Source organism: Desulfobaccales bacterium, from assembly GCA_041648175.1.
In the GTDB taxonomy this organism is placed as follows: domain Bacteria; phylum Desulfobacterota; class Desulfobaccia; order Desulfobaccales; family 0-14-0-80-60-11; genus 0-14-0-80-60-11.
This window is the reverse complement of record JBAZPO010000002.1, coordinates 254,904-281,466: the sequence shown is the minus strand read 5'-3', so window position 1 is coordinate 281,466 and position 26,563 is coordinate 254,904. Positions and strand designations below refer to the sequence as shown.

Annotated in this window: 25 protein-coding genes; 5 read left to right on the top strand and 20 right to left on the bottom strand. The window is 56.0% G+C overall.

All coding sequences use genetic code 11. The features are described 5' to 3' along the window. Positions 1–70: 70 nt before the first annotated feature. From WC600_03330 to WC600_03320, 3 genes are all read right to left on the bottom strand, one after another. Positions 71–259: a helix-turn-helix domain-containing protein gene (locus WC600_03330; GenBank protein ID MFA4901758.1), complete on the bottom strand. Its 189-nt coding sequence runs from the start codon at positions 257–259 to the stop codon at positions 71–73. 51 nt (positions 260–310) lie between these two features. Next, the gene (locus tag WC600_03325) at positions 311–574 is read right to left on the bottom strand and encodes a hypothetical protein (GenBank protein MFA4901757.1); all 264 of its coding nucleotides are present in this window, start codon (positions 572–574) and stop codon (positions 311–313) included. Between the two features lie 250 nt (positions 575–824). Then, positions 825–1,232, bottom strand: coding sequence for a hypothetical protein (locus WC600_03320; GenBank protein ID MFA4901756.1), 408 nt, complete (start codon positions 1,230–1,232; stop codon positions 825–827). 204 nt (positions 1,233–1,436) lie between these two features. Here WC600_03320 and WC600_03315 point away from each other — a divergent pair, with 204 nt between their 5' ends. Next, positions 1,437–1,721: a hypothetical protein gene (locus WC600_03315; protein ID MFA4901755.1), complete on the top strand. Its 285-nt coding sequence runs from the start codon at positions 1,437–1,439 to the stop codon at positions 1,719–1,721. Between the two features lie 181 nt (positions 1,722–1,902). Here WC600_03315 and WC600_03310 read toward each other — a convergent pair whose 3' ends face one another. The 17 genes from WC600_03310 to WC600_03230 form a co-directional block, all read right to left on the bottom strand. Further along, a complete protein-coding gene (locus WC600_03310; GenBank protein ID MFA4901754.1) occupies positions 1,903–2,217 on the bottom strand; it encodes a hypothetical protein in 315 nt (104 codons plus the stop codon). Further along, on the bottom strand, positions 2,214–2,513 hold the full coding sequence (locus WC600_03305; protein ID MFA4901753.1) for a hypothetical protein: 300 nt from the start codon (positions 2,511–2,513) through the stop codon (positions 2,214–2,216). The genes WC600_03310 and WC600_03305 overlap by 4 nt, the downstream gene beginning before the upstream one ends. Next, entirely contained in the window at positions 2,510–2,896 is a 387-nt protein-coding gene (locus WC600_03300; protein ID MFA4901752.1) for a DUF5681 domain-containing protein, read from the bottom strand. The genes WC600_03305 and WC600_03300 overlap by 4 nt, the downstream gene beginning before the upstream one ends. A 44-nt stretch (positions 2,897–2,940) precedes the next feature. Next, positions 2,941–3,651: a hypothetical protein gene (locus tag WC600_03295; protein ID MFA4901751.1), complete on the bottom strand. Its 711-nt coding sequence runs from the start codon at positions 3,649–3,651 to the stop codon at positions 2,941–2,943. Beyond that, positions 3,648–5,018 carry a DEAD/DEAH box helicase gene (locus WC600_03290; GenBank protein ID MFA4901750.1) on the bottom strand — a complete coding sequence of 457 codons (1,371 nt, stop codon included), beginning with the start codon at positions 5,016–5,018 and terminating at the stop codon, positions 3,648–3,650. The genes WC600_03295 and WC600_03290 overlap by 4 nt, the downstream gene beginning before the upstream one ends. Further along, positions 5,015–5,359: a hypothetical protein gene (locus WC600_03285; GenBank protein ID MFA4901749.1), complete on the bottom strand. Its 345-nt coding sequence runs from the start codon at positions 5,357–5,359 to the stop codon at positions 5,015–5,017. Before WC600_03285 ends, WC600_03290 begins: the two co-directional genes overlap by 4 nt. After that, positions 5,356–7,323 (bottom strand): hypothetical protein, encoded by a 1,968-nt coding sequence (locus WC600_03280; protein MFA4901748.1) that lies wholly within the window; start codon positions 7,321–7,323, stop codon positions 5,356–5,358. The genes WC600_03285 and WC600_03280 overlap by 4 nt, the downstream gene beginning before the upstream one ends. After that, entirely contained in the window at positions 7,316–7,867 is a 552-nt protein-coding gene (locus WC600_03275; protein ID MFA4901747.1) for a DUF3854 domain-containing protein, read from the bottom strand. Before WC600_03275 ends, WC600_03280 begins: the two co-directional genes overlap by 8 nt. A 145-nt stretch (positions 7,868–8,012) precedes the next feature. Continuing rightward, on the bottom strand, positions 8,013–8,231 hold the full coding sequence (locus WC600_03270; protein MFA4901746.1) for a hypothetical protein: 219 nt from the start codon (positions 8,229–8,231) through the stop codon (positions 8,013–8,015). A 347-nt stretch (positions 8,232–8,578) separates the two neighbouring features. Continuing rightward, positions 8,579–9,718: a site-specific integrase gene (locus WC600_03265; protein ID MFA4901745.1), complete on the bottom strand. Its 1,140-nt coding sequence runs from the start codon at positions 9,716–9,718 to the stop codon at positions 8,579–8,581. Between the two features lie 395 nt (positions 9,719–10,113). After that, positions 10,114–10,386, bottom strand: coding sequence for a DUF2277 domain-containing protein (locus WC600_03260; protein MFA4901744.1), 273 nt, complete (start codon positions 10,384–10,386; stop codon positions 10,114–10,116). Positions 10,387–10,481: 95 nt separating this feature from the next. Next, a complete protein-coding gene (locus tag WC600_03255) occupies positions 10,482–10,922 on the bottom strand; it encodes a hypothetical protein (protein ID MFA4901743.1) in 441 nt (146 codons plus the stop codon). 392 nt (positions 10,923–11,314) lie between these two features. Continuing rightward, positions 11,315–12,772 carry a 23S rRNA (uracil(1939)-C(5))-methyltransferase RlmD gene (rlmD, locus tag WC600_03250; GenBank protein ID MFA4901742.1) on the bottom strand — a complete coding sequence of 486 codons (1,458 nt, stop codon included), beginning with the start codon at positions 12,770–12,772 and terminating at the stop codon, positions 11,315–11,317. 40 nt (positions 12,773–12,812) lie between these two features. Further along, positions 12,813–14,375: an efflux transporter outer membrane subunit gene (locus tag WC600_03245; protein ID MFA4901741.1), complete on the bottom strand. Its 1,563-nt coding sequence runs from the start codon at positions 14,373–14,375 to the stop codon at positions 12,813–12,815. Between the two features lie 47 nt (positions 14,376–14,422). Continuing rightward, entirely contained in the window at positions 14,423–14,947 is a 525-nt protein-coding gene (locus WC600_03240; GenBank protein MFA4901740.1) for a transposase, read from the bottom strand. 86 nt (positions 14,948–15,033) lie between these two features. Beyond that, a complete protein-coding gene (locus WC600_03235) occupies positions 15,034–17,193 on the bottom strand; it encodes an ABC transporter permease (protein MFA4901739.1) in 2,160 nt (719 codons plus the stop codon). 52 nt (positions 17,194–17,245) lie between these two features. Then, positions 17,246–18,610 (bottom strand): efflux RND transporter periplasmic adaptor subunit, encoded by a 1,365-nt coding sequence (locus WC600_03230; GenBank protein ID MFA4901738.1) that lies wholly within the window; start codon positions 18,608–18,610, stop codon positions 17,246–17,248. A gap of 355 nt (positions 18,611–18,965) precedes the next feature. On the opposite strand from WC600_03230, the gene WC600_03225 reads away from it, so the two are divergent. The 4 genes from WC600_03225 (at position 18,966) to WC600_03210 (ending at position 26,475) form a co-directional block, all read left to right on the top strand. Beyond that, on the top strand, positions 18,966–19,412 hold the full coding sequence (locus WC600_03225; protein ID MFA4901737.1) for a MarR family transcriptional regulator: 447 nt from the start codon (positions 18,966–18,968) through the stop codon (positions 19,410–19,412). A gap of 367 nt (positions 19,413–19,779) precedes the next feature. Beyond that, complete coding sequence (locus WC600_03220; GenBank protein ID MFA4901736.1) at positions 19,780–21,768, top strand: MASE3 domain-containing protein; 1,989 nt, start codon at positions 19,780–19,782, stop codon at positions 21,766–21,768. Positions 21,769–21,770: 2 nt separating this feature from the next. Beyond that, positions 21,771–23,048, top strand: coding sequence for a DNA repair exonuclease (locus tag WC600_03215; GenBank protein MFA4901735.1), 1,278 nt, complete (start codon positions 21,771–21,773; stop codon positions 23,046–23,048). A gap of 187 nt (positions 23,049–23,235) precedes the next feature. Next, positions 23,236–26,475, top strand: a complete 3,240-nt coding sequence (locus tag WC600_03210; protein ID MFA4901734.1) for an AAA family ATPase — start codon at positions 23,236–23,238, stop codon at positions 26,473–26,475. Positions 26,476–26,563 lie beyond the last annotated feature (88 nt).

Below are 26,563 nucleotides of genomic sequence, written 5' to 3'. Positions count from 1 at the left end.
TGTAGGTTTAGGTTGTGGTTAGGGCCGGTCCTTGTGCTGTAACACTCGGGCCGGTCTGTTTCTTGGCCGCTTATTCTTTTGCGCTCTCGCCCCCCTTTAAAAATGCTTCCAGTTCGCTTTCTAAGACCCGCCATAGGCGGCCCGCCTTCACTCCCTTTAACTTGCCGCTCTTTAACCATCTCCGTACGGTCAAGGGCTTCACATTCAGCTTGTGAGCCACATCATCAGGAGAAAGATAACGTTCATGGGATTCAGGCATGGGCACCCTCTGCTTAGTTTTGATATAGCTTAATATAGCTTTATATGCTTGTCAAGTGCTTTTTATAGCATAAAATAGGGCATGGCGAAAAGATTCTAAGCCGCCCTCTGGTTCCGGCTTAAAAACTAATGTTAGCTTCAAGGGCTTGCGTTTCGGCGGGGTAGGCTCTGGTGTGCAGGTGACGGTGTATCGCTTCGCCTTGGCTTCCTGGGAAGCCTTGTTGATGGACTTCTCGCCGGCCATTACTGCTTGCTTGGCTTCCGGGTCTGAGAGGACGTTCCGGGCACGCTCGACGGTGGCTTGGGAGGTCCCCACTATCTCAGCGGTTTTTTTGGCTGACTTACCGTTAGCATCATGTGATGCTTTCGGTTGAAACTTCCCTTCAACCCTATCCTGCCCTTCCCCCCGTTCCCGCCGCTTATCCACGGCCTCAATACACCGGAGCAGTTCCGCCTCCGTTAGATTGCGCCGGTTCCGCTGGTTATGGATGGCGTAGGCTAGGCTGCGGATTCGTTGATTGAAACAACTTCATTCATAGTTTGCACTCTCGGCTATGACGAGCGCCTCATTTTTTGTAGGCATTAGCGAGGGCACTATAGGCAAGGGTATGCATATTCTCATGCCAACGCTCAGGATGTGCTTGCATAAATTTATCAATTATGGCGACCAGTTGATAATTTGCAATTCCATCAACACGGCTTTCAAGCCACGAGAGTTTGCTTTTACTAGCACCAAATAATGGAGACAAAAGTATGCCGTCAAGCAAGCCCATGCAATATTTTGCCTTATCTTCTACATCTAATTGCATGTAATTATTGCCTTTATAAAACCCATTGTGAATGAATACATTCTGACCGATAGCTAAGCTCGCCCCTCCAATCCCAAACATTACTATCGTTAATACAGCCACCGCACTAAGGTCCCCAAATCGCCGTCGCCAGGGGACTTTCTTTATCAATGGTCGTGCCGCCATTACCATCCTCCCCTTTTCCATGTCCGTAATCCGGTCTTTATGGCCATTTCTCACAAATTCACCATGCCATAACTTCTGTAAAAATATCAAGCGTTCATATTATTCCCGCTTCCCCTGCCGTCGCTCCGCCTTGGCGCTCTCAGGGGGTTAATTTCCCTTGACATTTTCAAATCATCGTCTCAATAGTGATATGGAGGTCACACCATGAAAACCTTAGTCATTGTGTCCCTGATTCTCTCTCTCGCCGTCCCCGCCTTCGCCCAGGTACAGTTTTATGACCGCAATGGACAGTATCTTGGTTCGGCGCAATCGTCCCCCTCAACTGATGTGAACCGTTGGCAAGGATTCCCGCCGCCGATTCCCAACCCTGGCCCGGTCCCGCCGGCCTCATCAGGATCGTCCTACCCTAATAGTCAATTCCAGACCAACAATAACAACTGGGGGTATCCTCAGCCTCAGCCTTATCCCCAGCGGGGTAGTAGCTATTGAGGTAATTGAGGCATCTGTTACTGCCGTCAGCCATGTAAGTCATTTTTCGACCTTGGAAAGAGCAGGGGGGTGAATATAAGCCAGCCTGGGGGCTCTGTCAGGGAGTAGAGTTCAAATGCAAAGAGGTGGCACCAAACGTGCCACCCCCCACCCCCAGAAAGTCACCCTGTCCTGTAGACCCTCAACCTGGGGGCTCTCCTGTCGAGGCAGGGTCATGGGCCAGGGCCATCAACTCTTGAAGCTTATGTCGGGTCCAGAACACGGCTACGTACTCGCCGGGTTTTGCTGCAGCGACCAACTCCTCCTGATACTGCTGCAATACCGCTTCCTCCTCAGGACTAAAGCTCTCCAATTTTTTGGCATTGCCCGACCACTCGCCATCCTCCGTTTCCTCCGAGGTACCGATCACTTCGTAAACGACGCGAATCACAACTATCTTATCGCTCCTGCTCTCCTCCAATTTTGCCACACGTTCCTCTAAGTTTTTTATGCTCATGCCATACCCTCCTTTTCGCCTAAGGTCGGTTCGCTGCTGGTATCCTGGCCGGCTAATAACTCCTGGGCTTTATCCTTGGTCCAGTGCACAATTATGAACCCTTCACCGGGTTTCGCTGCGGCCACTGTCTCATCCTTATATTTCTGTAAGACCACCTCTTCTTCGGGGGTTAAGATTTCCCGATTTCCGGCATTATCGGACGCGATTAAAATAACAACGAGAAGCACAACTGGCTTATCTCCCCCGCTCGCCCGCTCTAATTTCTCAATTCGGCCTTCCAAGTTCTTCAGGCTCATTTCTTGCCCTCCAAGGCCTTCAACCTGGCCTCGATTTCGTTGAGTTCAACTGATTTCCGATAGGTTTCCAGCATAGCCGTGATGGTCTGCCCTTCACCGGGGGTCAGGTCCCCGCTGGCTACCGCTTCCAGCACCGCCGGAAGATTAGCTGCTCCCTCCACCTGGGGTAACTTTATGGACAGCCGCCGCTCCCTGGCGTTCGGAATGAGTTTATCCAGAATCAGCTTGACGGCCATCAGGTCGCCCTCTTTTGCCTTCTCCACCAACTTCTCGGTAATGGCCTCCAAGTCTCCTTCCAGTAGTGCCAGGGCTGCCCGTGTCGCCTTGTGTAACGTGCCCTTAGCTTTCCCCTTGGGATTGCCGGATTTTCCAGGTTTAAACATCTTACCCCTCCTTGAAAATGCAAAATATAAACAACGAATTTCTTTCAGGCTTTGGCAAAGCCCTTTCCGCTAAAACCCTCGTAACCCGCTTTGCCCACACTCTTGAACCACTTGGCCAGGTCAGGCGTTTGCAAGTAAATCTGTGGCCCTATGTGTCCGATCCTGGCCCGCGGTTCACACCAGATGGAAAACCCTAATTGCCTCGCCTTGACGCTGAAAGACAAATCCTCCCAATAATAGCCGCTCGGAAAGTCCCCCTCGATGCCGGGGTTTTGTGCGGTGGGGTCGAGTATTTGATGAATGGGCAGGGGGTCAAAGGGCCATATCCTACGTTCGAAAAAAGCTTCCAGCACCCGCCGTCTGATAAGCAAAAATCCAGTCCCGGCTGAGGCAAGCTCGAACGGTTCATCAGGGAGGCTTTTCAGGCTTCCGCTTAGAGGTACTATCTCCACCTGGGCGGGATAGGTCTTCATGAAAATCAAGCCGGTCACGATGTCCTTGTCAACATCCATCAGGAGCTCTACGTCTTCGGCCATCCAACACTGGTCACTGTCAACGAACAGCAGATATTCCCCCGGGCCTTTGAGAAATTCCCGGCAGAGGCTATTCCTTTGGTGGTGAAGGGTGGACCCCTCCCGGATAAGATAGTTGTAATTGAATCTCCCATCCCGCAGGGTTTCCGCCAAGGATAGGACATATTCCGGGCTGAAGGACCGCCGGTGTGGGGTGGCTATGGTGATAGAGGTCTTATTCATGCCGCTCTCTCCTGGGCTTGATAAACCCGTTGCCGTGACCGGGCCGCACACTCAAGCACTCCAACCGGGTCCGCGTAATCATAGACTTTTGCCTTATCCTTCCCGGGTGCCGGCCGGAGCACCCGCCCCAGGTACTGTAGGAGACGGCCATTAAACTTGATAGGAGTCGCCAGGAAGAGCGTGGAGAGCTCGCGGCAATCGAAGCCCTCACCAATGAGTTGCCCCGTTGCCACCAGGACCTTGACGTGACCGGCGTTCAGGGCTTCCACCACGGCTTGACGTTCCTTTGTGGGCATATCCCCGGTAAGAACAGTCGCGGCAATGCCACGGGCCACCAGGACGCCCGCCAGCGTTTCGCAATGGGCTTTACGGTCTGTCAGTACCAAACACACGCCGCCGCCGTTCCCCACTTCCTTTGCTACGTCTGAGGCAATCAAGGCATTACGGCCCGGGTCCTGGGTTAGTTCACTCAGCATCTTGCTATACTCTGCACTTGCATCATGGAAGGGCCGGAAATCTGTCTCTCTCCAAACAACATCGGCTTGTAAGACGTGACCGGCTTCCACCAATGCGGCCTTGTCAACCTCATGCACCAGATCGCCCAAGCTCCAAAATATCAGCCGGGAGAGTTTGTCCCTTCTCCACGGGGTAGCAGACAATCCGGTCATGAATTTTGAGTCAAAGGTCGTGACACACTCGGTAAAGGTTCGGCTGGGGGCTCTGTGACATTCATCTATCACCAGGTGCCCGAAGTGACTGGCTACATTTGTGGCCACTTTATAAAGGCTCTGAACCAGGGCCACGGTGATCTTTCCCCCCACTTGATTCTTGCCGCCCCCGATCCGCCCTATCTCGTTAGCCGGGATTCCCAAAAAGGTTTCAATCCGGCTTATCCATTGCTCTTGCAGTTCCTTGGTATGACACACCACTAAAGCCGGTTGCCGCCGCCGAGCAATCATCGCCAGGGCCATAACCGTCTTTCCTGATCCGGTAGGCGCTGCAAGGGTGCCGAAGTCACGGTTGAACATTTGTTCCACGGCCTCTTTCTGGAAGTCTTTAAGCTGCCCATGAAAGGTAAAATCAACCTCTGGCAAGGTGCGCCGGTGATCCTCTATCCTATATTGCACCCCGGCACTCTTGAGAATCCCCACCAGTTGCCGGGTGAATCCTCTGGGCATGGTGAGCACATTGCCGTCCAGGGAATAGCCTTTGATTTCCGGGGCAATATTCCAAGTAGAATAGCCGCGTTTCTCTGCGTCCTCATAAGCTGGGTTCGGGAAGGTGAGCCTGGCCTCGATGGTATCCCTAACCCGTTCGGGTATGCCGGTGAGTTCAATGCGGCTGGTGACGGTGACGGTAGTGGTCATGATTTTGCCTCCAGCGCCGCCTCGCACGCCGTAGCGCAGCCGTAGCGCCCTTTCTTCCGCTTCTCACACCGCCCAAAGGCTTGAGTCGGGTTAGGGGAACTGACGGCGGGCCGGAAATGGTCGCACTCGAAGCAAGTCAAGATGCGCTCTGGGGGAGTCGGTCTGCTTAGATATTCCAGTACATCCGGTTTATGCTCCTTCACCGTCTCAAGTAATGGCCGCACCGTGTCCGGGTCGGGTTCGCCGGGGCCGTGATACTTGGCTTTGATCTTCTCCCCGTTCACCGTGAACCGATAACCGATCTTTGCCAGCGTCCTCACCGCTTCGATGCCGGGGCTCATAGTTCCACCTCATTGCATGAAAAAAGAGTGAGATTTTTTTCTTCGATACCCCCCGATTCCTCGTGTCCCTCGTGTCCCCCGCCATTATCTTTAGTGTTATCAACATCATAAGGGGGACAGGTCATTTCCGGGGGACGTGTCCCCTCGTGGCCTTCAAGTCCTTCCGTTCCCAAAGGGGACAGGTGGGGACGTGTCCCTTGATTTTCTTGTGTCACCTCAAACTCATTAGAATTATTAGTATTATCGCCGGGGGACAGGTGGGACAGGTCATTTCCGGGGGTATCCCTTAAATAAATTTCACACAATTCTTTGACGCGGGCCGGATTGAATTGATAGGCCGTCTCCTTCTTGCCTTCACTTTTGGTTCGTCTCCTGGCTTGAGAAAGATGGTAGTTAGAAAGTGTATTCCCCACCCATTTTCCCCCCGGCTGTTTATCGCCCTCGATATTCATAGCATTAAGAATTTCGGAGACGGTCATCTCGAATCTGTCATTATGTGACCGGGCCTCATCCCGCAGCACCTCTAACAAGGTGCACTCCCAGCCGGTAGGCTCATGTCGGCCTTCCTGGGCCGCTTCCATGAATAGGGTGCGGATAGCTTCGATTTCCCCTTCCTCTACCCCCAGAGCCAACAGCACCGCCAGCATGGGCCGCCAGAGTTCGCCTATCCGGGTTCCGTTGCCGGGGTTCGCCTCATAGTGCTGGCGAACGGTCTTGAATGATGCCAGCGTGAACCGATATAATTTGTCTCTTAATTCACCCCATATCTTTTCCCACCCCTCCAAATCAGGAAGTCTCTGTCGGGTCCGGGTCATGGCAATTCGGACACATCGGTCGGCCAAGTCCAGGTCAAGAGGTTTGGTGCTGGCGTATGCCTTGGGGCCATAGGTGGAAAATTCAAGAACAGACCGCCCGGCTTTGGTGATCTCCACTACCCGGCGCTGCCCCCCGGCTTTCTTATAACTGTCCGCGAGTAAGCCAATGAGGTTTCCGGTCTCCTGTTCGCTGTTCAGTTTTTCGGCTTGGTCAAGAAGCAGGGTCCCCCGTTGGCCGTCCGCCGTATCCCCCAGGGCCGCCGATGTAATGTCTCGCCCTTTCCATGCGTTTAAACAGACGCACCGCATAGCCTCTAACGATTTGCTCTTGCCTGATTCCTTGGGGCCGTGAAAGTGAAGGAAGGGGAAGGCCGTGAACAGGTGGGCATAGTAGGTGCCTACTGTCCAGGCCGCCATTAGTCCATAAGCAGCATCGGGTAGGTCAAGGTAGGTCTTATAAGCCCCCACGAGGTTGTTATAGAGTTCTTTGGGATAGGTAGGATGGGCCATGAATGACTTGAGCAGGTCCAGCCCCCATACGTCTCTGAGAAACGGCGGGGCACCCGGCTTGACTTGGTAGGTCTGTCCACCCATTTCTATCTGCTCTGGGCCAACCTCCACTTTTACCCCTTCACCATCGGAAATTACCAGCAGTAGGCCGGTGTCGTTGTCGGGGAGGTCAACCCGGAAGCCGATGGTCATACATTCACCAATAAAATCAATGGCAGCGTGGAGACGGCGCACATCTTCCAGGTCGTTCAATGCCGGGGCTGCGGAGTCGCCTTTCTTGGCCTTGGCTTTTTTCCGGGCCTGTTTAACGTCCGCCTCTAAGCTGCTGAGGTCTTTGGCTCTGAGATTGAATTTGGCCTTGAGTTTTTCCAGCATCGCACCCGCTTCAAGGTGGGTCATTTTTGCCAGGATGGGCGCAAGAGGTAGAAGGGCAGTCAGCTTGTCAAAGGTGCTGCTTTCCGGGGTAATGTCTCTGAGGATCCAAGAGATATCGGCTTCATGGTCATTCAAGGCCGGGTCATAGGGCCGTGAGGTCTTGAGCAGGTCGGCCAATGACGCCGGATCATGGGCCGCCAGGAAGTCATCAGCACCAACCTTTTCACCGTTCGGGCCAGTAGGGAAGAACAGTACATTAACCACGTCTCGCCACCTCCCGGGCCAACCGCCAGGCCGCCAGCCGCACATTAGGGTTACTGACACCATCTGAGTCGAAAAGAATGGTGACGGGGCGCTTCCAGTTCACGAGGTCAAAGTCGGCAATGGGGCGGGATTCTTTGGGACGCTCGTACCCCTGGCCGCGCTCGCACCAGTTCCAGACCCCACCAATGCCCACCACTTGATAACCGGCTTGCATCAATGCCAATGCCTTTTTCTCGCCCTCTACCAGCAGCAGGGGAGAGTCGCCTTTCAGGTCAACGCCAGGGGGAAAGTAAAGATGGTTTGGGGTGTCTTTTTTTTGCCGGTACTTGGGGCCGCTTTTCCCTTCCTCATAGAAGCATTTAAAGCGCTCATGGCTTTCACGATAAGGGAAACAAAGCATCGAAACGACCCCGCCATCGTTGCCACCTAATTTCTTGCCAATGTCGCCAGGGGTGACGGTGTAGATACCAGCGGCCTGGATGGTTTCATCGGTCAGACCGGATTTACGGAGGTCCGCCAGATGGTCAACATGAAGGTTACGCATGGCCCACCCCCACACCCAACACGTAAGAAAGGAATTGATTTTTAAGGAAGATTCTGCTATTATTTAAGTAACGATTTTGCAGAGTTACCCCACACCTTACCCCGGTCCTGCCATGGCCGGGGTTTTTCTTTCCCAAGGGCCGCATTTACATGGCCTCCGGTTCGATCCGGTGGGATTCCATGATTGCCAAGATTTCGGGGAGGAAGTAGCGGACCTGGCGCCCGAATTTCCGGTAGGGAAAGCCACGGCCTTTGTGCCGGTCGTTCCTCAAGGTCTGGACTTTGCGGCCGGTCAGGGCTGCAACTTCGTGCTCGGTGATGTAACGTTGGGATTGTGGATCGGATGGTGCGGAAACGCTGGTCATTTGTTGCCCCTTCTTTTGTCGGGGGCAATAAAAAAAAGCCCCCAAGGATAAACAGCCATTGAAGCTGTTTCTCGCAGGGAGGCCCTTTTAAAAAGGCGTTGCCTGGGCGTATATTTAGTTTTAAGCTACATTGTCAGGGAAGGCCGTTGTGCTCACGGCGTGCCTGGGGTTTAGTTGTTAAGTTACATGGTCAAGGAAACCGGTGTGCTCACGGCGATAATTACCATCTGAATTATTATTAAACCACAACTTACCTTAAAAGTCAAATACTATTTCGATAGATAGCCGTTTTGTGAAAATTATTATTTACTCCCCATCCGCCACCTGCTCGATGTTGCTGTCAGACGCTAATCCTCTACCACCTTAAGATGGTCCCCGTTCACGACGGCTTTATTAATCATGTCTCCGGCCAAGTCAGAGGCACGCCTAAGTCCTTCGTCTCTCAGATGTGCATAGCGTTGCGTCATGGCGCTGGTTTTGTGGGTCAGTAACTTTTGAAGGGTATAGAGGTCCACTTCGCCAGATGATGCCAGCATTGAGGCAAAGGTGTGTCTCAAACCATGTAGGGGGCGGAAGTCAGCCGGTAGTCCAGCCGCTTTTCTTATCCGGTCAATGGGCCGTCTCATCTCAACTCTTTGTCCACCGCCACGGCCAGGGAAAACAAAGGGGGAGTCATTAACCTTGGGGTGATTCTCAAGAATATCTCTTGCGGATTGATTCAAAGGAATGGTCTGGTCTTTGCCACCTTTGGGATCGATGATATGGATAAAGCCTTTATCGAAGTCAATGTGCTGCCATTGCAGTTTAAGAAGTTCACCCCGCCGCATACCAGTAACCAGGGCCATCTTCATTAGGTTGCCGGCTTGTATATCGGGGTCTGCATTAATGGCGCTCAGGAGGTCTGCAAGCTGCTCCGGTGATAAATCCTCAGTACGTTGGTTATTAATCCGGGGGTGCTCCGGCTTGAACCCCAGGCCAGCACATAGCCCTTTTTTGGTTCCAAAATTGACAATGCGTTCAAGCAATTCCAGCACATTCTTGACGGTCTTAGCACTCAAGGTCTTGCTGAGATTGATTCTTAGACGGTGAACTGCGATCATGGTGATCTCTTGCGGTTCCTTGGGTCCCAAGGTGGCTTGCAAGAATTTCTGATAGCGATAGCGGTCTGTCCGAAATCCTTTGGTGTCGGGCTTGGGTCCGATGTATTCCTGCCACAAGCGGTCGAGGGTCCACTTGATGGCGCGCTCTGCCTCCCGTTTTTCCCGCCGGGAAGGTGCCTTACCATCTATTTTTTCCGCTCGGATACGAGAGGCTCGGGCCGGTGTCATGTCATCCTGATATTGACGGCCACAAGGTTCTTCTACTTCTCTACCGGCTCTCCGGTAGCGGATATAATAAATCCGTTCTGGTTTGCCGGTGGCGGTGGAAACGCCATCGATGTAAAAAACCCCTGGATAATTGGTCTTGATTCTTTTTAAAGGTGGCATGGTGTCTGCTCCAAAGGGTGATTTTATTCCCCGCACTATTCCCCGCATCTGAGGCAATTATAAGGGTATTTTCTGGTAAGTCAAGAGAAAAGAGAAATCAGGATTTGTCCTTAAATCAAGGGTTTTTGGGTAGTCATGGTAAATGATGGGAAAAGTATAACTCCGGGTTGTGGCCCCGGCGGTCGCGGGTTCAAGTCCCGTCGTTCACCCCAAAGATTTCAAAGGGGTTAGGTCAATCGGCCTAACCCCTCTTTTTTGTTTTCCAACCCTATTTCCAACCTACACCCTCAATTTGAACATTTTTTTAAGTTATCGGAGAGCCATATCTAGGGGTATCGTCTGTCGAAACCAGAAGGGATTAAATGGGTGATGTGACCCCTCGAATATCCCCACCATCATCTGATGGGTAGCCTCTGAACTGCGCGTGCTTGTGCCTTGGCAGCCACTTCTGTACGGTCCCTCGGTGGTGCTTTTGTCTCCAGGGAGTTCAAGAGGTTTCTGGAAACTGCCGCTATCTCGTCAACAGCCGCCAGGAATGCAGCTTCGTTTACCTTCGATGGTTTGTGGAAGCCGCTCACTTTTCTCACGAATTGTAGCGAGACTGCGCGAATCTCTTCGTCCGTCACAGGCGGCTCTAAGTTAAAGAGTGTCTTGATGTTCCTACACATAGCATCCTCGGAATCCGGGGGACACAACCCCGCTGTGGATACTGAGGCTTCTCCCATCCTATGCAGCGAATAACTCTTACCGGGCAATCCCCTGGTTATTCAGGTTCGCCGGTCTCCCCCACACCCCACCAGCCTGGACCCCAGCCGCCCCAATCCCAGTCGTTCATCTGGGCTGCAGCGTACTGTTCGGCGATCATTTGGGAGTCCGCAGCCAATTGCTGGAATTTCTGATAGTTCCGCTGGTTCCCGGCGTACATGCAACCGCAGCCGTTGGCGTCGGCATAGACATAGTAGACTTTGGGACCCTGGCTGATTAAGAATATCTTCTTCTGAGGCATGTTAGCCAGCTTCGTCTTTTGAGTCGGGGTTGTCGGGAACACCTGCTTGAAGCCAGCAGCGGAAAGCAACTGCTCAGGCGTTTGCGGCGCAGGCACCCACGGAGTCATGGACGAACCGCCAGTAGCGCAGCCGATGAGGGCCAAACACACAACCACCAGCCAGCTTCCGGTTAGCCACCACTTAATGTTTTTACGCATACTATTCTCCTTATGGATGTAAATGGATGAAAATTGATGTGGCGGCCCTACCCGCCTGCCTCGCCAAGACGCAGATCACCGCTGATCACCACATTATTGATCGGCTCTCCCGGCGGGAAACATGAGTATCATTTTTGGCCGCCGTCAATTCCTTAGTTTTGCCTTCGCCATGACTATCCCAAAATCACAAACTATCCGGGGTTTAGGTCGAGATAGACACAAAAGGAGCCGACAGCCAGGTCCACTGTCCACCTTGATCGTGGACCAAACGTTAAGTTTAAAATAGGTATGCTGCTTCTTAAATCAAGAATATACAGATAATTTTCTTAACTATAGGGTTCTGCCCTACGGCAAGAAAATTTCATAGGTTTGTTCGAAGTATTACAGTGCCGTTAGGCCGGAACCGGATGGCGTCTGGTAAGGTGCGCCAGGCATTCAATGTGGGAGGTCTGAGGAAAGAGATCAAAGGGTTGGATGCTGAGGATATCGTAGTGCTCCTGGAGGAGGGCCAGGTCCCGGGCCAGGGTGGCGGGATTGCAGGAGACATAGATGAGGCGCGGGGGGGCAAGCGCCAGGAGCGTTTGCACTACCTGGGGGTGCATGCCGGCCCGGGGCGGGTCGGTGATTACCACATCGGGACCAGGCTGACCGGGGATGTCCCGATGGGTCTCCCGGAGTCGCTCTTTCAAATCTCCTGCCAGGAACTGGCAATTTTCTATCCCGTTGAGTCGGCTATTGAGGTAGGCATCGTGCACCGCGGTTTCAATCAGTTCAAAGCCCACCACCCGGGCCACATGGGGGGCCAACGACAGGGCGATGGCGCCGGCGCCGCAGTAAAGATCCCAAACGGTCTCCTGCCCGGTGAACTCTCCCAGCCGTCTGATGGCGTCATACAGGCCTGCGGCAGCCGCGGTGTTGGTCTGGAGGAAAGCCTGTGCCGAGACTCGCAGCCGCAAATCATTGATCTGCTCTTCAATATATCCGGGTCCATATAAGGTGCGGCTGGCCTCGCCATAGGCCAGTTGAGCCTTTTTCTGGCTGCGGGAGTGAACCACACTAGTAATACCCGGAAACGCGGCTACCAGGAGAGTGGCCAGGGTCTCCACCACGGCCGGCTTGCCCTGGTCGGTGGTGATAAGATGCACCAGCGTCTGGCCGGTATTTTTGCCTTCCCGCACCACCAGAAATCGCCAGAAGCCCCGCTGAGTTCGGGTGTTATAGGCCGACAAGCCGCTTTTGCCACATAAACTTCGCACCTCTTGTACTATGGCCGGGGCCTGGAGAGACTGCAGAAAGCAGTGCTCCAGGTTGAAAATCTGGTCGAAAGAGGCCCCCACGTGCAACCCCAGGGCGCAGCCGCCATGGTGCGAGGTTCTTCCCACCGCCTGGTCGCCGGTAGAGTGCCAGGCCTGGGGCGCAAAGGTAAACTCCATCTTGTTGCGGTAATAACGCTGCGGTGAGGCCACCGGCGGCAGGATATCTCCGGGACTCAGGCCCGCCAGATGCCGGAGGCATTCCTGCACGTGGAGCCGTTTCCAGTACAATTGCTCCGCATAAGCCACATCTTGCCATTGGCAGCCGCCGCAGAGCCCAAAATGAGGGCAGAAGGGCGCCGCATATGCCGGGGACTGCTCCAGGACCTGGACTACCCGGGCTTCGGCGAACTGGGATTTTTTCCGGGTAATCTGCACCCGCACCTTTTGTCCGGGCACGGCATGATCCACGAACACCACGAAACCGTCCACCCGGCCCAGGGCTTTGCCGCCAAAGGCCAGCTTTTCAATGGCAAGATCAACCTCCGCGCCCTTGGACAACGCCGCGCCAGAGGCCTGGGGATGCTCCGCGGACATATCAGAAAACCTGTAAGGAATGGGGGATAAAGGCGATAAGCTATTCCTGGTTCACTTTTTTATCGGACAACCGCTTCAGTTGGTCAATGTATCCCTGCGCCTTAGGGTCTGGCATAGAGGCGTTTTCCCAGCCGCCGCCCAACGCCTTGTAGAGGGCAACCAGGTTGGTGTCCACAATGTTGGTGCTCTGCACCAGGGCGTTTTCGGTGGTATAAAGGTTAAGCTGCGCGGTGAGTACGTTCAAGAAACCCGTCTTGCCGGCAACATAAAGTTTCATGGCCAGGTCCACCGCCTTGCGGTTATTGGTCACGGCTATGGCCAAAGATTTGCGCCGTTGCTGTTCCTTAGCGTAAGCCACCAAAGCGGTTTCCACATCCTTCAGCGCGGTCAGCACGGTCTTTTGATAAGTGAGCAGGGCTTGCTCGGTGAGAGCATCCTGAACTCTTATATTATACACGATGCGGCCACCGGCGAAGATCGGCCAGGTGACGGTGGGACCGAAGGACCAGAATTTACTGCTGCTCAAATTCCCCAGCTTGGTCAGGTCATTGCTGGAAAAGCCGAAACTGCCGGTCAACGAGAACTTGGGGAACAAGTCGGCAGTGGCCACCCCGATGCGGGCCGTGGCGGCATGGATCTGGGCTTCAGCCCGGCGGATGTCCGGGCGGCGCCGGAGCAGCTCGGAAGGCAGTCCTACCGGAATTTCCAAGGGGGTAGGAGGAATCGGAGTGGCTTGGGTCAGTTCCTTTTCCAGGGCCGCGGGCTCCCGGCCCAAGAGCACCCCCAGGCTGTAAACGGCTGCCCGGGCCGAGGACTCTAGGCCCGGAATCTGGGCTTCGGTGGTGGCTACCTGGGCGTCGGCATTGGCTACGTCCAGGGCGCCCACAAAGCCGGCATTAAAGCGCTTCCGGGTGATTTCGGCAGTATGCTTTTGCGCCTTCAGGTTTTGGCGGGCAATGGCTATCTGCTGCTGAAAGCCCCGGAGGTTGAGATAGTTGTTTCCCACCTCCCCCACCAGGGTTACGAGAACGTCGCGGCGGTCCTCCACTGCGGCCTGGAGATCGGCCCCGGCAGCCTCGATGTTCCGGCGCGTGCCCCCGAATATATCCAATTCCCAACTGGCATCCAAGCCCACCTGAAATAATTTCCGAAGCCCACCGGCGGTTGCCAGCGCGGGACCTCCCGAGGTTACGGTCTCGCTGGAGCCTTGGCTGCGCTCATAAAGCGCCGAGGCCTCAACCCCCGGCCAGAGGGGCGCGCCCGCGACTCCCAGGGCTGCCCGAGCCTGGCGGATACGCGCCTCGGCCAGGCGCACATCCAGATTGGCGCGAATCGCCATTTCCACCAGGGAAGAAAGAGATGGATCTTTAAAAGCCTGCCACCAATCCACCAGGGCTACCGGTTGGTTCGTGGTTTTGCTGGGTTGCTCCGGCGTGACGATATTTTGGCCGTCCCAAGTTTTCGGGACCTCTGTCTGCGGCGGCCGGTAATCGGGGCCCACGGCGCAGCCTGCCGCAACCAGCAGGCAAAGGGCGACCAGGCTTAACCTCAAGATGAGCCTGTTATTATTATTGTTCCGGCCAGTTCCAGTTGATAAGGACATGAGAAAATTCACTTTCGGTAGCACAGCCTTTCCAGGCTGTGCCATCATTAGATTGCTTCTAATGCTTCCCCTGGCTCCCAGAGAAAAGGATACTCATCAGGACGTTCGCTTAGTCCTGTTTTAACCGGATTATTACGAATATATTGCCATTTTTCCAGATATTCATCATAATCTCTGACAATGCGATCATAACTTTCAGCCTGCCATATAGCCCCTTTGGCACCCCTGACTTTATTTATTTGCCGAGCAGTGAAGCCTTTAATACTTTGTAAAATCTTGCTTAAGGAAAATTCAGCGTTAGGCCCATTCACAACTGGTTTCATAATTAAATGAACATGATCTAGCATCACTACTGCTGTAGTTATCAAATATTTTATCTTATGGAAATGTTTTACAGCATCTAAAACCATTCTTCTTTCATCTTCAGACATAATTCCTGATCTAAGACGAAAAGTAACAAAATAAGTGCTTCCTTGCAATTGCCAGTGTGGCAAATTGCGCCGTTTTATTAATAAGGCAACCTCTGGCGCACAGGCTGGAAAGCCTGTGCTACCGTCCTTTTTAACTTTCATTACTATTGACTATTTAAAATCCCATGACTTTTGGTGGCACAGCCTTTCCAGGCTGTGCACGGTGTTTTTCAAAACGCCGTTTATTTCTATTCATACCGCAACGCAATGATCGGGTCCAGATGGGCGGCCTTCCAGGCCGGGTAAAAGCCGAACACAATGCCCACGGTGACCGAGACCGCAAAAGCCGCAACGATCGCCTCCAGAGACAACGCCGTCGGCCACTGCAGCAACACCCTTACTAACATAGATATTCCCCGTCCTACCAGGATACCCACAGCCCCGCCGCAGAAACACAGGATCACGGATTCCGCCAGGAATTGCTGGAGAATATCCCGGGCCCAGGCGCCCACGGCCATGCGCAAGCCGATCTCCCGGGTCCGCTCCGTCACCGACACCAGCATAATATTCATGATCCCGACGCCCCCCACCAACAGCGAGATCAGGGCCACCGCCAGTAAAAGTTTGGTCATCATGGTGCCGGTGGAAGACAGGGCCTTGGTCATTTCGGTCATATCCCGGATGTTGAAGTCATCAGGTTCTCCCGGGCCAATCCGGTGCCGCTCTCGCAGTATCTGGGTGATTTGCTTGATGGCGGCAGGAATTTCCTGGGTGGAGCGACCCGCGGTTAGGATCTGATCCACATTGATAAACCGCACCGGCAGCGGCGTGTCGGCCTGCTGAGTAGCCGATTGCTCGGGGTACAGCTTCTTCTGGCTGGTGGGATAAATCTGGTTCAGGGTGTTAACCGTCGTGGAGGTGCTGGACCCGGAACCACTGGCGGCGGCGGCGCTCTGGTTAGCGGTCTCCGCCGACGAACCGGTCACCCGGAATTTAATTGTCGTCCAGGGAGCCAGCAGGACATCGTCCTGATCCATGCCCATCATGTTGGCCCCTTTGCTGGTGAGGACCCCGACCACCCGGAAGGAGACGTTTTTAACCCGAACTTCTTTGCCGAGAGGCGACTCGCCTTGGAAAAGCTCCCGAACCAGCCTCTGGCCCAACACACAAACCTTGCTGGCATTGCGGACATCCCGATCCGTGAACATGTCGCCCTCGGCCAGGCCCCATTCCCGCACGTCGAGCCAGGCGGGCGTGGTGCCGTAAATAAAGGCGGGCACCCAGTTGCGGTTGCCGTAAATGACCTGGGTCCGGGCTCGGACGACGGGCACTGCGCCTCTGACCGCCGGGCACTCGTTCAAGATAGCCTCAGCGTCCTGGGGGGTAAGGGTCATGTTGCTGCCCCCCCCGAAGCTCACGCCGCCGCTGGAGGCCGTACCCGGTAAGACTAACAGGTTATTGGCCCCCATACTGGCGATGGTTGCCTGGATCGCGCTCGAAGAACCGCGCCCGATCTCCATCATGGCGATGACCGCAGCCACGCCGATAACGATGCCCAAGGTCGTCAGAGCCGCCCGCATGACGTTGCGGCGCAAGCCGTGCAGCGCGGTCCGCACCATCCATTGGAGCCGTAGCCACGCGAGTCCGGTGCGCAGCTTGCCCACGACTTCTGAGCCCCCCGGGGGCGCTGCGCTAATCTGGCTCCCTTGAGCCTTTTGAATTTGGGGTGCTTCGGCTTCCACCATCCCGTCGGTAATCCTGATGACCCGCTTGGCGGAGCGGGCGACGTTGGCGTCGTGAGTGACCAGAATAATGGTCACCCCTTCCTCTTCGTTGAGCTCGCGAAATAATTCCAGGACTTCTTCACTGGTATGGGAGTCCAGGTTGCCGGTGGGCTCATCCGCAAACAGAATGGTGGGATGGTTGACCAGGGCGCGGGCAATGGCCACCCGCTGTTGCTGCCCGCCGGAGAGCTGAGAGGGTTCGTGATCCTGCCGATCCCCTAAACCTACCCGTCGGAGCAAGTCTTCGGCCCGCTGGCGCGACTCCCGGTCGGACAGGTGCTCTGCGGTATACGACAGAGGCATGATCACATTTTCCAGGGCGCTGGTCCGCGGCAGCAGGTTAAAACTCTGGAAGACGAAGCCGATTTTCTGGTTCCGGAGTTGGGCCCACTCATCGGCAGACATGGCCACTACATCCTGCCCGTCCAGCCAGTATTCTCCGGAAGTGGGGCGGTCGAGGCACCCCAGGATGTTCATCAGCGTGGTCTTACCTGAACCCGAGGTACCCATCAGGGCAACGAACTCGCCCCGGGCAATGGTCAGCGAGATGCCTTTGAGCACCGGCACCTCGATTTCGCCCAGGTTATACGTTTTATGTAGGTCGCGCAGCTCGATAAATTCCATGGCGGCTCTCGTTATCAACCTTCACAGGCACGATGCTGCAGAAGACGAATAGTTATTTGCCATTGGCGGGCTTTTTGAAAATTTGCGGGGTAAAGGGGCTGCCGCCGGGTGCAGGTTGTCCCGCCGGCTGACTATTCATTTCGCCCACCACCAAGAGAGTCCCGTCCTTGAGTTCGCTGCTCGAAACTTCCGTCAGGCTGCCGTCGCTCAGCCCGAGCTTGACCTTGATGGGACGCACCTGAGAGCCTTGCGGAACCCATACGACCCCACTGGCTTGCTCCTTGTTGGCCGCGGCCGGTGACTTCACTTGAGATGGCGAGCCGGTCCCCTTCCCTTCCTTTTTAGCGGTTCGAGACTCCGGGGCTATCTGGTCCGACAGGGGCACCCAGCGTAGCGCGGCGTTGGGAACGAGCAGGACATTCTTGCGTTCGCCCACAATAAAATTGACGTTCGCGGTCAGATAAGGCAATAGTTTGCCGCTGGAATTATCAGTGATAATCTCCACGGTGTAGGTGACCACGTTTTGGGTCATGGTGGCGTTGAGCCGCACCTTTCCTACTTCCCCCGAAAAGACCTCACCGGGGAAGGCATCAACGGTAAAGGTGACCGCCTGGCCCGGTTGGATATGGCCGATATCCGCTTCATTGACCGAGACCCAGACCTGGAGACGCTTCAGATCCTTGGCCAGCAGAAAGAGACTGGGAGCATTGAGACTGGCCACAACGGTCTGGCCGATGTTGACCCGCCGGTCGATGATCACCCCTTTGACCGGCGAGATAATGGTGCAGTAACTCAGGTTTTGCAGAGCCCGCTTCAAGGTGGCTTCGGCCTGGGCCACGGTGCCTTGCGCCTGGACTATGGCGGCTTTGCCAACGGCGAGATTGGCCTTGGCAACTTCAAAGGCTGAACGAGACGCGTCGAAGTCGGTTTGCGACAGGGCGTCCGATGGTCCCAGCTTGCGGGCCCGCGCCCAGTCGTTCTCGGTCTGAACGAGCTTGGCCTTCATTTGCCCTAGATCGGCTTGGGCTTTCTGGACCGCGGCTTTGGCCTGAGCCAGTTGGGCTTTGGCCGAGGCCGCATCCGCGGCGTAGAGGGCATCGTCGATCCGGGCCAGCACCATCCCGGCCTCGACAACGGAGCCGTAGTCAACCTCCTCGCCATTCTTATCCTTACCAAAGGACACAATCCTGCCCGCGACTTGGGCCCCGATATCGACCACTTCCTCGGGCTCCACCGTGCCGGTGGCGCTGATAGTGGCCAGCAGGTCTCCCTGTTTCACCGGGACGGTGCGAAACGCCACCCCGTTGCTGCCGCGCTGCAGGAACCCCACGAGCGCCAAAAGGGCCACCAAAACTCCGGCAGCGATTATTATGGTCCGTTTATCGGCAAGCTTTAACCTAAGGTTCATCAGGTTCATTTTTTAGGTCCAAATATTCTTTGGCTAGAGGCGGCTAACCCTGAATCCGTACCCCTTCTTACAAATTACAAAAAACAGAAAAAGGGGGGGCAGTTTGCTGACCGGAACGCTCAGTTTAAAAGCATTATGAAGCGAATCCCTATCCCTGTCAACGCTGTTGCCAACTTAATCATTATCATATTAACCAATTTTTAAGGGAAAACCGGCGCACAAATAATCAGTCTCAAAAAAAAATCGGAATGAAAATTGCGGGCTACCACCCTTTGCTGCACAAGACCAGGTGGGCCGGACTGAGAAAGAAAATTTCTTTGACAACTCGTTATATATTTAGTAGTTATTGCCTATAACTAATTCTATGAACGATGACCGCTATCCCATTCAGGATTCCCTGGGCTTCATTATCTACCGGACGGCCCTGGCCCTCAAGTCAGCCCTGCAGCGCTGCTTTAAAGAGAACGGCTATGAGATTACCGCCGAGCAATGGGCCATCATCCGCCATCTCGGGGAGGAAGACGGCATTTCCCAACGGGAAATCGGCGAGAAGGCCTCCAAGGACAAACCCAATATCACCAGAATGCTGGATGCCTTAGAGAAGAAACACCTGATCTTTCGCGCCCCCGACTCCCGAGACCGGCGTAAGTATTGCATTTACCTCACCAAAGAAGGCAAGCATCTTAAGACCCGCCTCTTGCCCCTGACCCGAAGCCTGCGGGAGAGAGCCACCCAAAACCTGCCCCAAACCGAAATCGAACTCCTCAAGCTTACCTTAAACAAAATTTATCAGAATATCGGCAACCTCTGATAGTCGCACGCTTACTCAAAAAACCCATGTGGGATTAATAATACAAAATACCCCTGGTAATATTAGCGTATCCCAACTGTTACTATAGGATCAAGAATGGAGTTGCTCGCCGCAGCAGAGATTTTTCCTTAGGAATTTCAAGGACAAACACTAAAATATTCCATCCTATTTAAAAGAATTAATATTTCATTTTAATATCTTTACATAACTATAAAATATTGCCAATATAAGTTGGATTTTTATTCTCGGATGCACAAAAATCCCCGGAAATCTCTCGGCTCGCTTGCCATCAAGGCCGGCCTATGGCAACGTATGCCGGGCGCGGTTTTAAGGTCTCTGGGTAAGGGAGGAGATTTCCCTGGGGGATATGGACGAACGGCTTCTCACTCCCAGCGCCCTGGTGTCATATGTCTTATGGGGCCTTTTACTGCTGGGATTACTTCTGACCAGCCGCTACAGCTACCTGTTATTCCACAGTATTGCCGGGTTCTTCAGTGCCGTCATCGCCACCGGCGTCTTTGCTATCGCCTGGAATGCCCGGCTATTCCAAGAAAATAACTACCTGCTTTTCTTAGGGATTGCCTACCTTTTCGTGGGCGCCCTGGACCTGCTTTATACCCTATCCTACCAGGGCATGGGGGTCTTCCCCGGCGCAGGCCTTCAGTTGCCCGCCCATCTGTGGCTGGCGGCTCGTTCTCTGGAGGCTGTATCTCTGTTTCTGGCTCCCCAATGCATCGGTCGCCGCCTGCGACCTTATGCAGTTCTCAGTGGTTATCTGCTGGCCTTCATCACCATCATTCTGATGATCTTTGTCTGGCGGCAGGTCCCCTTCGATTTGGTAGCGCCAGGCCCGGTTTTGGCCGCCCTCCAAAAAACCGCCGAGTATTTCAATAGCGTCATCCTCCTGGGAGCCATGGCCTTATTATGGCGCCAGCGGAGCGAATTCGACCCGGGTGTACTCCGCTTGTTGCTGGGGGCCATCGCCCTGGCCATCGCCTCGGAGGTGGCTCTTACCTTTCTGGCGGGGGTGTCGGCCCAGGCCGGTCTGGCCGGGCACCTCCTGAAGATTGCTTCATTGTACTTGATTTATCGGGCGCTGATCGCCACGGAGCTTATCAAACCTTATAATCGCTTGTTCCACAACCTCAGGTTAAGCAGCGAAGTGGTGCGGCAAGAGAAAGATTTTGCCGACCGCCTCATAGAAATGGCCCAGGTAATTGTGCTCGTCTTGGACGCCGAAGGACGCATCATTCGTCTTAACCGTATGTGCGAGGCCATCACCGGGTATGCTTTGGCCGACGTCAGAAATCGACCTTTCTGGGAAGTATTCCCGGCTCCTGAAGAAGTGGATGAAGTGCAAGAGGCCTTCTTTGATCTCATCGCCGGTGATTTTTCGCAATCCTGGCAGATCGATTGGGTGGCCAAAGACGGCACCCGCCGCCTGATTGCCTGGTCCAATACGGCCTTCCCCAAAGAAGACGGCTCGGTGGAATATGTCATCGGCACCGGCATCGACATATCCGGATACCGGGAAGTGGAAAAACGCCTCCAGCGGCTTAACGGCAAGCTGGAGCAGCAAATTCAAAAAGAGCCCGAAATAACCAAGAGAGAGGTGCGGACCCCTTACCGGGATCTGGATAGTTGCCCCGATACGATATTTCACGATTTTAAGGTCCTGGGGCGCTGGCTCCGCGGCTACTGCCGGGCCTTGGAGGAACACAGCGCCCAACAACTCGATGTGAAAGGGCGCAACTATCTTGAGCGGATGCATGGGGTGATTCTTCAGCTGGGTGAGCTCATCGAGGCAAGGCTGGAAGTTTCCCGGCTGGGCCGGCTCGATTTGCATCGTGAAGAGATTGACTTGAGCCACCAGGCCCGGTTAATCGCTGAGGGTCTCAAGCGCACCGCGCCGGCGCGCCGGGTGGAGTTCATCATCGAGCCAGGCCTTTCCGCCTTAGGCGACCCCACCATGCTCCGGTCGGTCCTCCAAAACCTTCTGGGCAATGCCTGGAAATTTACGGAGGAGCTGCCTCAGGGCATAATTGAGTTCGGAGCCCTGCCCGCAAAGAATTGCCACAAAGGTTTCTTTGTCCGAGACAACCGCACCGATTTTGGCATACACTATGGCCACAAGCTGTTTCGGTCTTTTCAGCGGCTGCACGCCGGCAGAGACTTTTCCGGCGCTGACGTCAGACTGGCCACCGTGCGGAGCATCATTCTCCGGCATGGCGGCCGGATCTGGGCAAAAGGCGCCATGGGACAGGGGGTGACGTTTTATTTCACCTTGCCCCACCCCCCTCCCGGAATCGACCATGAGACAGCTAAAGGAGATCAACCGAACTCTCAAACAAATTAGGTATGTCCGAATCCATCCCTTTCAGTTTTGTGCATTGCGCCGATCTGCACCTGGATAGCCCCTTTGAGGGGATCCACGCCGCCGCGCCCGAGATCGCCGCCGTGCTCCGGGAGGCAACCTTCCAGGCCCTCGACCAGATCGTCGACCTGGCCCGGCGGGAGCAGGCAGATTTCATCATCGTGGCCGGGGACGTGCACGATGGCGAGAACCGCAGCCTGCGAGCCCAACTCCGGTTCCGGGACTCCCTGCGGAAGGCCGCCGACGCAGGCATTCCCTGTTTTATCGCCCATGGTAATCACGACCCCCTTTCCGGCTGGGAGGCCCACCTCACGATGCCAGGCCTGGCCCGGCGCTTCGGGGGCCACAGCGTGGAGTGCTTCCCCATTCGTCGAAACGGCGCCACCTTGGCCCACATCTACGGCATCAGTTACCCGGTCCGGGAAGTCAAGGCCAATCTCGCCGCCGGCTTTAAGCGCGACCCGGAGGCCCCCTTTGCCATCGGGGTGCTCCATTGCAACGTGGGCGGCGACCCTGACTACGATAATTACGCTCCCTGCACAATGGAAGACCTGGCCTCGGCTGGCCTCGATTATTGGGCCTTGGGGCACATTCATGCCCAGAAGATTATGCGGACCCAGGCCCCGTGCATCATTTATCCCGGCAACCCCCAGGGTCGCAGCTGGCGGGAAATGGGCCCTCGGGGCTGCTACCTCGTGCGGGTGGATGCCGCCCGCCGCATCTCGCCCACCTTTGTGGCCACCGACGCAGTGCGCTGGTTCAGACAGGATCTGGACATCGGTGATCGTTCGACCTGGGACGACCTGTTGGACGCCATGTTCCGGGTACGGGAGGAGGTGCGGGCCGAAGCCTCCGGTCGGGCTGCCATTCTCCGTCTCAGTCTGACCGGCAGAGGCGAACTCCATCGGGAATTGGCTGGAAGAATCGACCTGGAACGGGACCTGGCGGAACCGTTGCGTGAAGGCGAGCCGGAGCGCCTTGACTTTGTCTGGGTGGAATCTATCCAAAATCAGACCCGGCCGCCCCTGGACCTGGCTCAGCGCCGCTTGGTCCAAGATTTCGTCGGCGATTTCCTCAATGCCGCGCAAAGCCTCCGGGATCAAGCCAACCCCGGAGCCCTTCTCCGGGACGTATTGAAACAGCGGCCGGAACACCGGGTGATCGCCGCTGCCCTGGAGCGTCTCGCGGATGCCGAACTCCTCTCCATCCTCGATGCCGCCGAAATCCTGGGGGTGGACCACCTGCTCCCCGAGGAGGAATAGCTGTTTTGTCATCCTGGGGTAGCGAAGGATCGCTAATTTTGGGACTCTTGGGTCACTTCCTCCCTCCTAAAAGCCCCCCTTTGAAAAAGGGGGGGTTTGGGGGGATTTGTCTTTCATTTAACCCCGGATTTGATTCACCTAAAAACCATTTACCAAACACCATATTAATTATGAATTTAGTTCTCTCATGCATATAACCGGCTTGCACATCGACGGGTTCGGCATTTACCACGATCAGGGCATACAAGACCTGCCCCTGGGCCTGGTGCTTTTCCTGGGTGACAACGAATCCGGCAAAACCACCTTGATGGAATTTTTGCGGACCCAACTTTTCGGTTTTCCCCGGCGAGATAAAAAGCGCAACGATTACGAGCCCTTGCGCGGGGGCAACCCCGGCGGGCGCCTGGCGCTCATTATGCAAGACGGCCGGCAGTTCACCCTGGCGCGGCCCGGTCGCGGTCCGGCAACCCTCACTCAAGCCGGCGGGGCCACGATCCAGGCCGAGCCGGCTCTCCACCTTTTGGGCGGGCTGGACCGGGAGACCTTTAAGCATGTCTTTGCCGTAGGGCTGGACGAACTCCAGGGGTTGGGGGTCCTCTCCCAGGAAGGCGTGCGGGGCCGCCTCTTTGCCGCGGGCGCGGGCCTGGGGAGCGCCTCGGTGCCCGAGGTTTTGAAGAATCTTGATAAAGAACTGGCCGCCCTCCTGGCCCAACGGGGGCAGAAACAGATCAACCTGCTGACGAAGCGATTCCGGGAGATCGAGGCCGAAATCAAGGAGCTCCAGGGCCAGGCCGCGGCCTATGCCGAAGGGCAGCGGCAACGGGAACAGCTTGAGGCCCTGGTCGATACCAATCGCCGGGAGGCCGAACAACTCCGCCGCCAATTGGGGCGGCTGGAGCGGCTGGAACAGGCTCGGGTCCCCTGGGCGAATCGAAACCTGGCCCGGGAAAAGGCCGGCGAGGTGGAGTTTGCCCGGAATTTTCCGGTAAACGGCGAAGCTCGCCTGGAAAGTGTCCTGAAAGATTTGAACACAAATCGCCAGCAGCAGAAGCTAAAAGTTAGGGAAGTTCAGCAACTCGCTGGTCTTCTTAATCAGCTTACCCTGGATGAAGCGGTCCTGACCCAACAAGAAGCTATCGAGTCTTTGGCCAGCGAGCGGGAGAAGTTGGCAACGGATTTGGACAACTACCCCATCGTCAAAAGTGACCTGGACCAGGCCCAAGCCGAGTTCCTACGAAAACTGCAGGCCTTGGGACCGGACTGGGATGCCGCACGCCTCGCTGCCGTGGATACCTCGGTGCAGGTGCGCCAACGGGTGGCCGAGTTCGGGCGCTACCTGGACGCCGCGGAACGCCGGTTAGAAGCCGCCAGGGCCGAAGAGCGGTCCATGACCACAGCCGTTACCGAGGCGCATCAACAGGCCGAAGCGGCACACAAGCACTTACGAGACCTCCCGCCCCCGCCCCTTCCCGATAATCAGGAACTGGCGCGGCATCAGGAGACGCTGCGGCAGATGCGGGCCTGGTTGCACCAACGCGACGTGCTGGCGGAGAAACTCCGGTCAAAAGAGAGCGCCAGCGATGAGGCTGAGGCTCGGGCCGCGGCGCTTGAAAGCCAACTGACGATCCCTACGGCCACCCTGCCCTGGTGGCTTAGCCTGCCCTGGCTGGTGGTGGGCCTGGGCCTGGGGGGCTGGTTCATTTATCGGCAGGCTTATCTCCTCGGGGGCATCATCCCCGGCGTCGGGCTGGCGCTGGCGGGGTTATTTTTTTGGCTCCACCATTGGCAGACCCGGGTGGAGACCCGTCGCCGTACCGTGTTGGGGCAAGAGTTGCAGCAGGTGGAAGAGACCCGGACCGGCATCCTGGAGGCCATCGCCGACTTGAAGAGGCAGATTGAGGCGGCGGATACCGAGATCACCCTGGCGGCCCAGGTCATGGACCGGGAGCCACCGGGTGATGCCATGCTTTTGGAGGAAATTGCCGGGGAATTGGAACAGGCCGCGGCCCACCTCAGGGATTGGCAGGCTCGAGTCCAGGCTGAACGTCAGGCCGCGGACCAGTTGGCTCAGGCCCGGGCGCGGCAGGAGTTGGCCCAGACGGAAATCGAGGCGGCGGCCCTTGAGCTGGTCCGGCGAAAGGAGGAATGGTCCGGGTGGCTAGCGCAACGGGGCTTCACGGAAACAGTGCACCCCGCCGGGTTCGAGGCGGTGCTTCAGGCAGTGGAAAATGCCCGGAGTGCAGCCAGGGTACTGGATGGCCACCACCGTCGTTTGCAGCTTTTATCCGCATATCTGAACTCGGCTAGAGGGAGAATCGGCCAGGTTCTGACGGCTTGTGGCAAAAAGCCTCATGAGACTGAGCCCGGAGTGGCAGACCTGGATGCCCTGCGCCGAGCCTTAAGCACGGTCCTGGCGGCTGGCCAGCAGCAACGCGAGCTCACCGCCCAAAAGGTCGCCACAGCCCGGGACCTCAATAATTTAACCAGCCAGGGCCAAGAGCTGGAACGGGAACGGGACGACTTGCTCCGCCAGGCTGAGGCCATTGACACAGAGGACTTCCGGCGGCGGGGCGCGGCCTACCAAAAATGGCAGAATTGGTTCCAGCAGATGGAGAACGAAGAAAATGCCCTGCGCCGCATGGCCGGCACCCGGGAAGCCCAGGTGGCCTTGGAAGAGGAACTCAGCCGCACCGACCCCATAGAACTGGAAACGGATAAAGTGCGCCTGAACGGTCACTTACAAGAGCTGGAACAGGCGATTTCCCAGGCTGACCAGGAAATCGGGAACTTGAAAGGCAGATTGGAATCGATGGAGCAGGACCGGCAGTTGGGCGATTTACTCCTGCAGCAGCGCACGGTGCAGGCCCAACTGGCCGAGGCTACCCGGCGTTGGGCCACCCTGGCGGTCTGCCGCTATCTCCTGGAAAAGGCCCGGGGCGTATATGAACGGGAGCGGCAACCTCTCGTAATTCAGGAAGCGGGCCGGTTTCTGAACACCATGGCCCATGGCCGCTACCGCATCCTGGCCGCGGTGGGTGAAGATGGGGTTCACCTGGAAGACCGGACGCTGGCCCGGAAAGATGAAGTGACCTGGAGCGCCGGGTTGGCGGACCAGGTCTATCTGGCCATCCGCCTGGGGCTGGCCCGGGAGTTCGGCCGCTTATCCGAGCCCCTGCCGGTCATCTTAGATGATGTCCTGGTTAAGTTCGACCCCAGCCGCCGGGCGAACGCGGCCCGGGTCATCCTCGATTTCGCCCGTGAGCAACAAGTGCTGCTTTTCTCCTGCCACCCGGAATTTCTCGATATCCTCGAGTCCGTACGCCGCGACCCCGGTTATCAAAAAACCCTGGTGGCGGCCTTTGCCATTACCGACGGGATGATCAACCAGGTCTCTGCCGGGCCTGCCGTCGCCTTGCCCTCGCCGTAATAGCTTCCGGAAACTGCTCATGGCAAGTTTTCCCCCCAAAATGGCCGCCGAAAATGCAAAAGACCCTGGCGCAGGTCTGAACGAAGCA

Excerpts from the sequence above, each read along its gene's own strand:
- WC600_03330 (MFA4901758.1), bottom strand. The coding sequence starts at position 259 with ATGCCTGAATCCCATGAACGTTATCTTTCTCCTGATGATGTGGCTCAC.
- WC600_03320 (MFA4901756.1), bottom strand. The coding sequence starts at position 1,232 with ATGGCGGCACGACCATTGATAAAGAAAGTCCCCTGGCGACGGCGATTT.
- WC600_03315 (MFA4901755.1), top strand. The coding sequence starts at position 1,437 with ATGAAAACCTTAGTCATTGTGTCCCTGATTCTCTCTCTCGCCGTCCCC.
- WC600_03310 (MFA4901754.1), bottom strand. The coding sequence starts at position 2,217 with ATGAGCATAAAAAACTTAGAGGAACGTGTGGCAAAATTGGAGGAGAGC.
- WC600_03305 (MFA4901753.1), bottom strand. The coding sequence starts at position 2,513 with ATGAGCCTGAAGAACTTGGAAGGCCGAATTGAGAAATTAGAGCGGGCG.
- WC600_03300 (MFA4901752.1), bottom strand. The coding sequence starts at position 2,896 with ATGTTTAAACCTGGAAAATCCGGCAATCCCAAGGGGAAAGCTAAGGGC.
- WC600_03295 (MFA4901751.1), bottom strand. The coding sequence starts at position 3,651 with ATGAATAAGACCTCTATCACCATAGCCACCCCACACCGGCGGTCCTTC.
- WC600_03290 (MFA4901750.1), bottom strand. The coding sequence starts at position 5,018 with ATGACCACTACCGTCACCGTCACCAGCCGCATTGAACTCACCGGCATA.
- WC600_03285 (MFA4901749.1), bottom strand. The coding sequence starts at position 5,359 with ATGAGCCCCGGCATCGAAGCGGTGAGGACGCTGGCAAAGATCGGTTAT.
- WC600_03275 (MFA4901747.1), bottom strand. The coding sequence starts at position 7,867 with ATGCGTAACCTTCATGTTGACCATCTGGCGGACCTCCGTAAATCCGGT.
- WC600_03270 (MFA4901746.1), bottom strand. The coding sequence starts at position 8,231 with ATGACCAGCGTTTCCGCACCATCCGATCCACAATCCCAACGTTACATC.
- WC600_03265 (MFA4901745.1), bottom strand. The coding sequence starts at position 9,718 with ATGCCACCTTTAAAAAGAATCAAGACCAATTATCCAGGGGTTTTTTAC.
- WC600_03260 (MFA4901744.1), bottom strand. The coding sequence starts at position 10,386 with ATGTGTAGGAACATCAAGACACTCTTTAACTTAGAGCCGCCTGTGACG.
- WC600_03255 (MFA4901743.1), bottom strand. The coding sequence starts at position 10,922 with ATGCGTAAAAACATTAAGTGGTGGCTAACCGGAAGCTGGCTGGTGGTT.
- rlmD (MFA4901742.1), bottom strand. The coding sequence starts at position 12,772 with ATGTCCGCGGAGCATCCCCAGGCCTCTGGCGCGGCGTTGTCCAAGGGC.
- WC600_03245 (MFA4901741.1), bottom strand. The coding sequence starts at position 14,375 with ATGTCCTTATCAACTGGAACTGGCCGGAACAATAATAATAACAGGCTC.
- WC600_03240 (MFA4901740.1), bottom strand. The coding sequence starts at position 14,947 with ATGAAAGTTAAAAAGGACGGTAGCACAGGCTTTCCAGCCTGTGCGCCA.
- WC600_03235 (MFA4901739.1), bottom strand. The coding sequence starts at position 17,193 with ATGGAATTTATCGAGCTGCGCGACCTACATAAAACGTATAACCTGGGC.
- WC600_03230 (MFA4901738.1), bottom strand. The coding sequence starts at position 18,610 with ATGAACCTGATGAACCTTAGGTTAAAGCTTGCCGATAAACGGACCATA.
- WC600_03225 (MFA4901737.1), top strand. The coding sequence starts at position 18,966 with ATGAACGATGACCGCTATCCCATTCAGGATTCCCTGGGCTTCATTATC.
- WC600_03220 (MFA4901736.1), top strand. The coding sequence starts at position 19,780 with ATGGACGAACGGCTTCTCACTCCCAGCGCCCTGGTGTCATATGTCTTA.
- WC600_03215 (MFA4901735.1), top strand. The coding sequence starts at position 21,771 with ATGTCCGAATCCATCCCTTTCAGTTTTGTGCATTGCGCCGATCTGCAC.
- WC600_03210 (MFA4901734.1), top strand. The coding sequence starts at position 23,236 with ATGCATATAACCGGCTTGCACATCGACGGGTTCGGCATTTACCACGAT.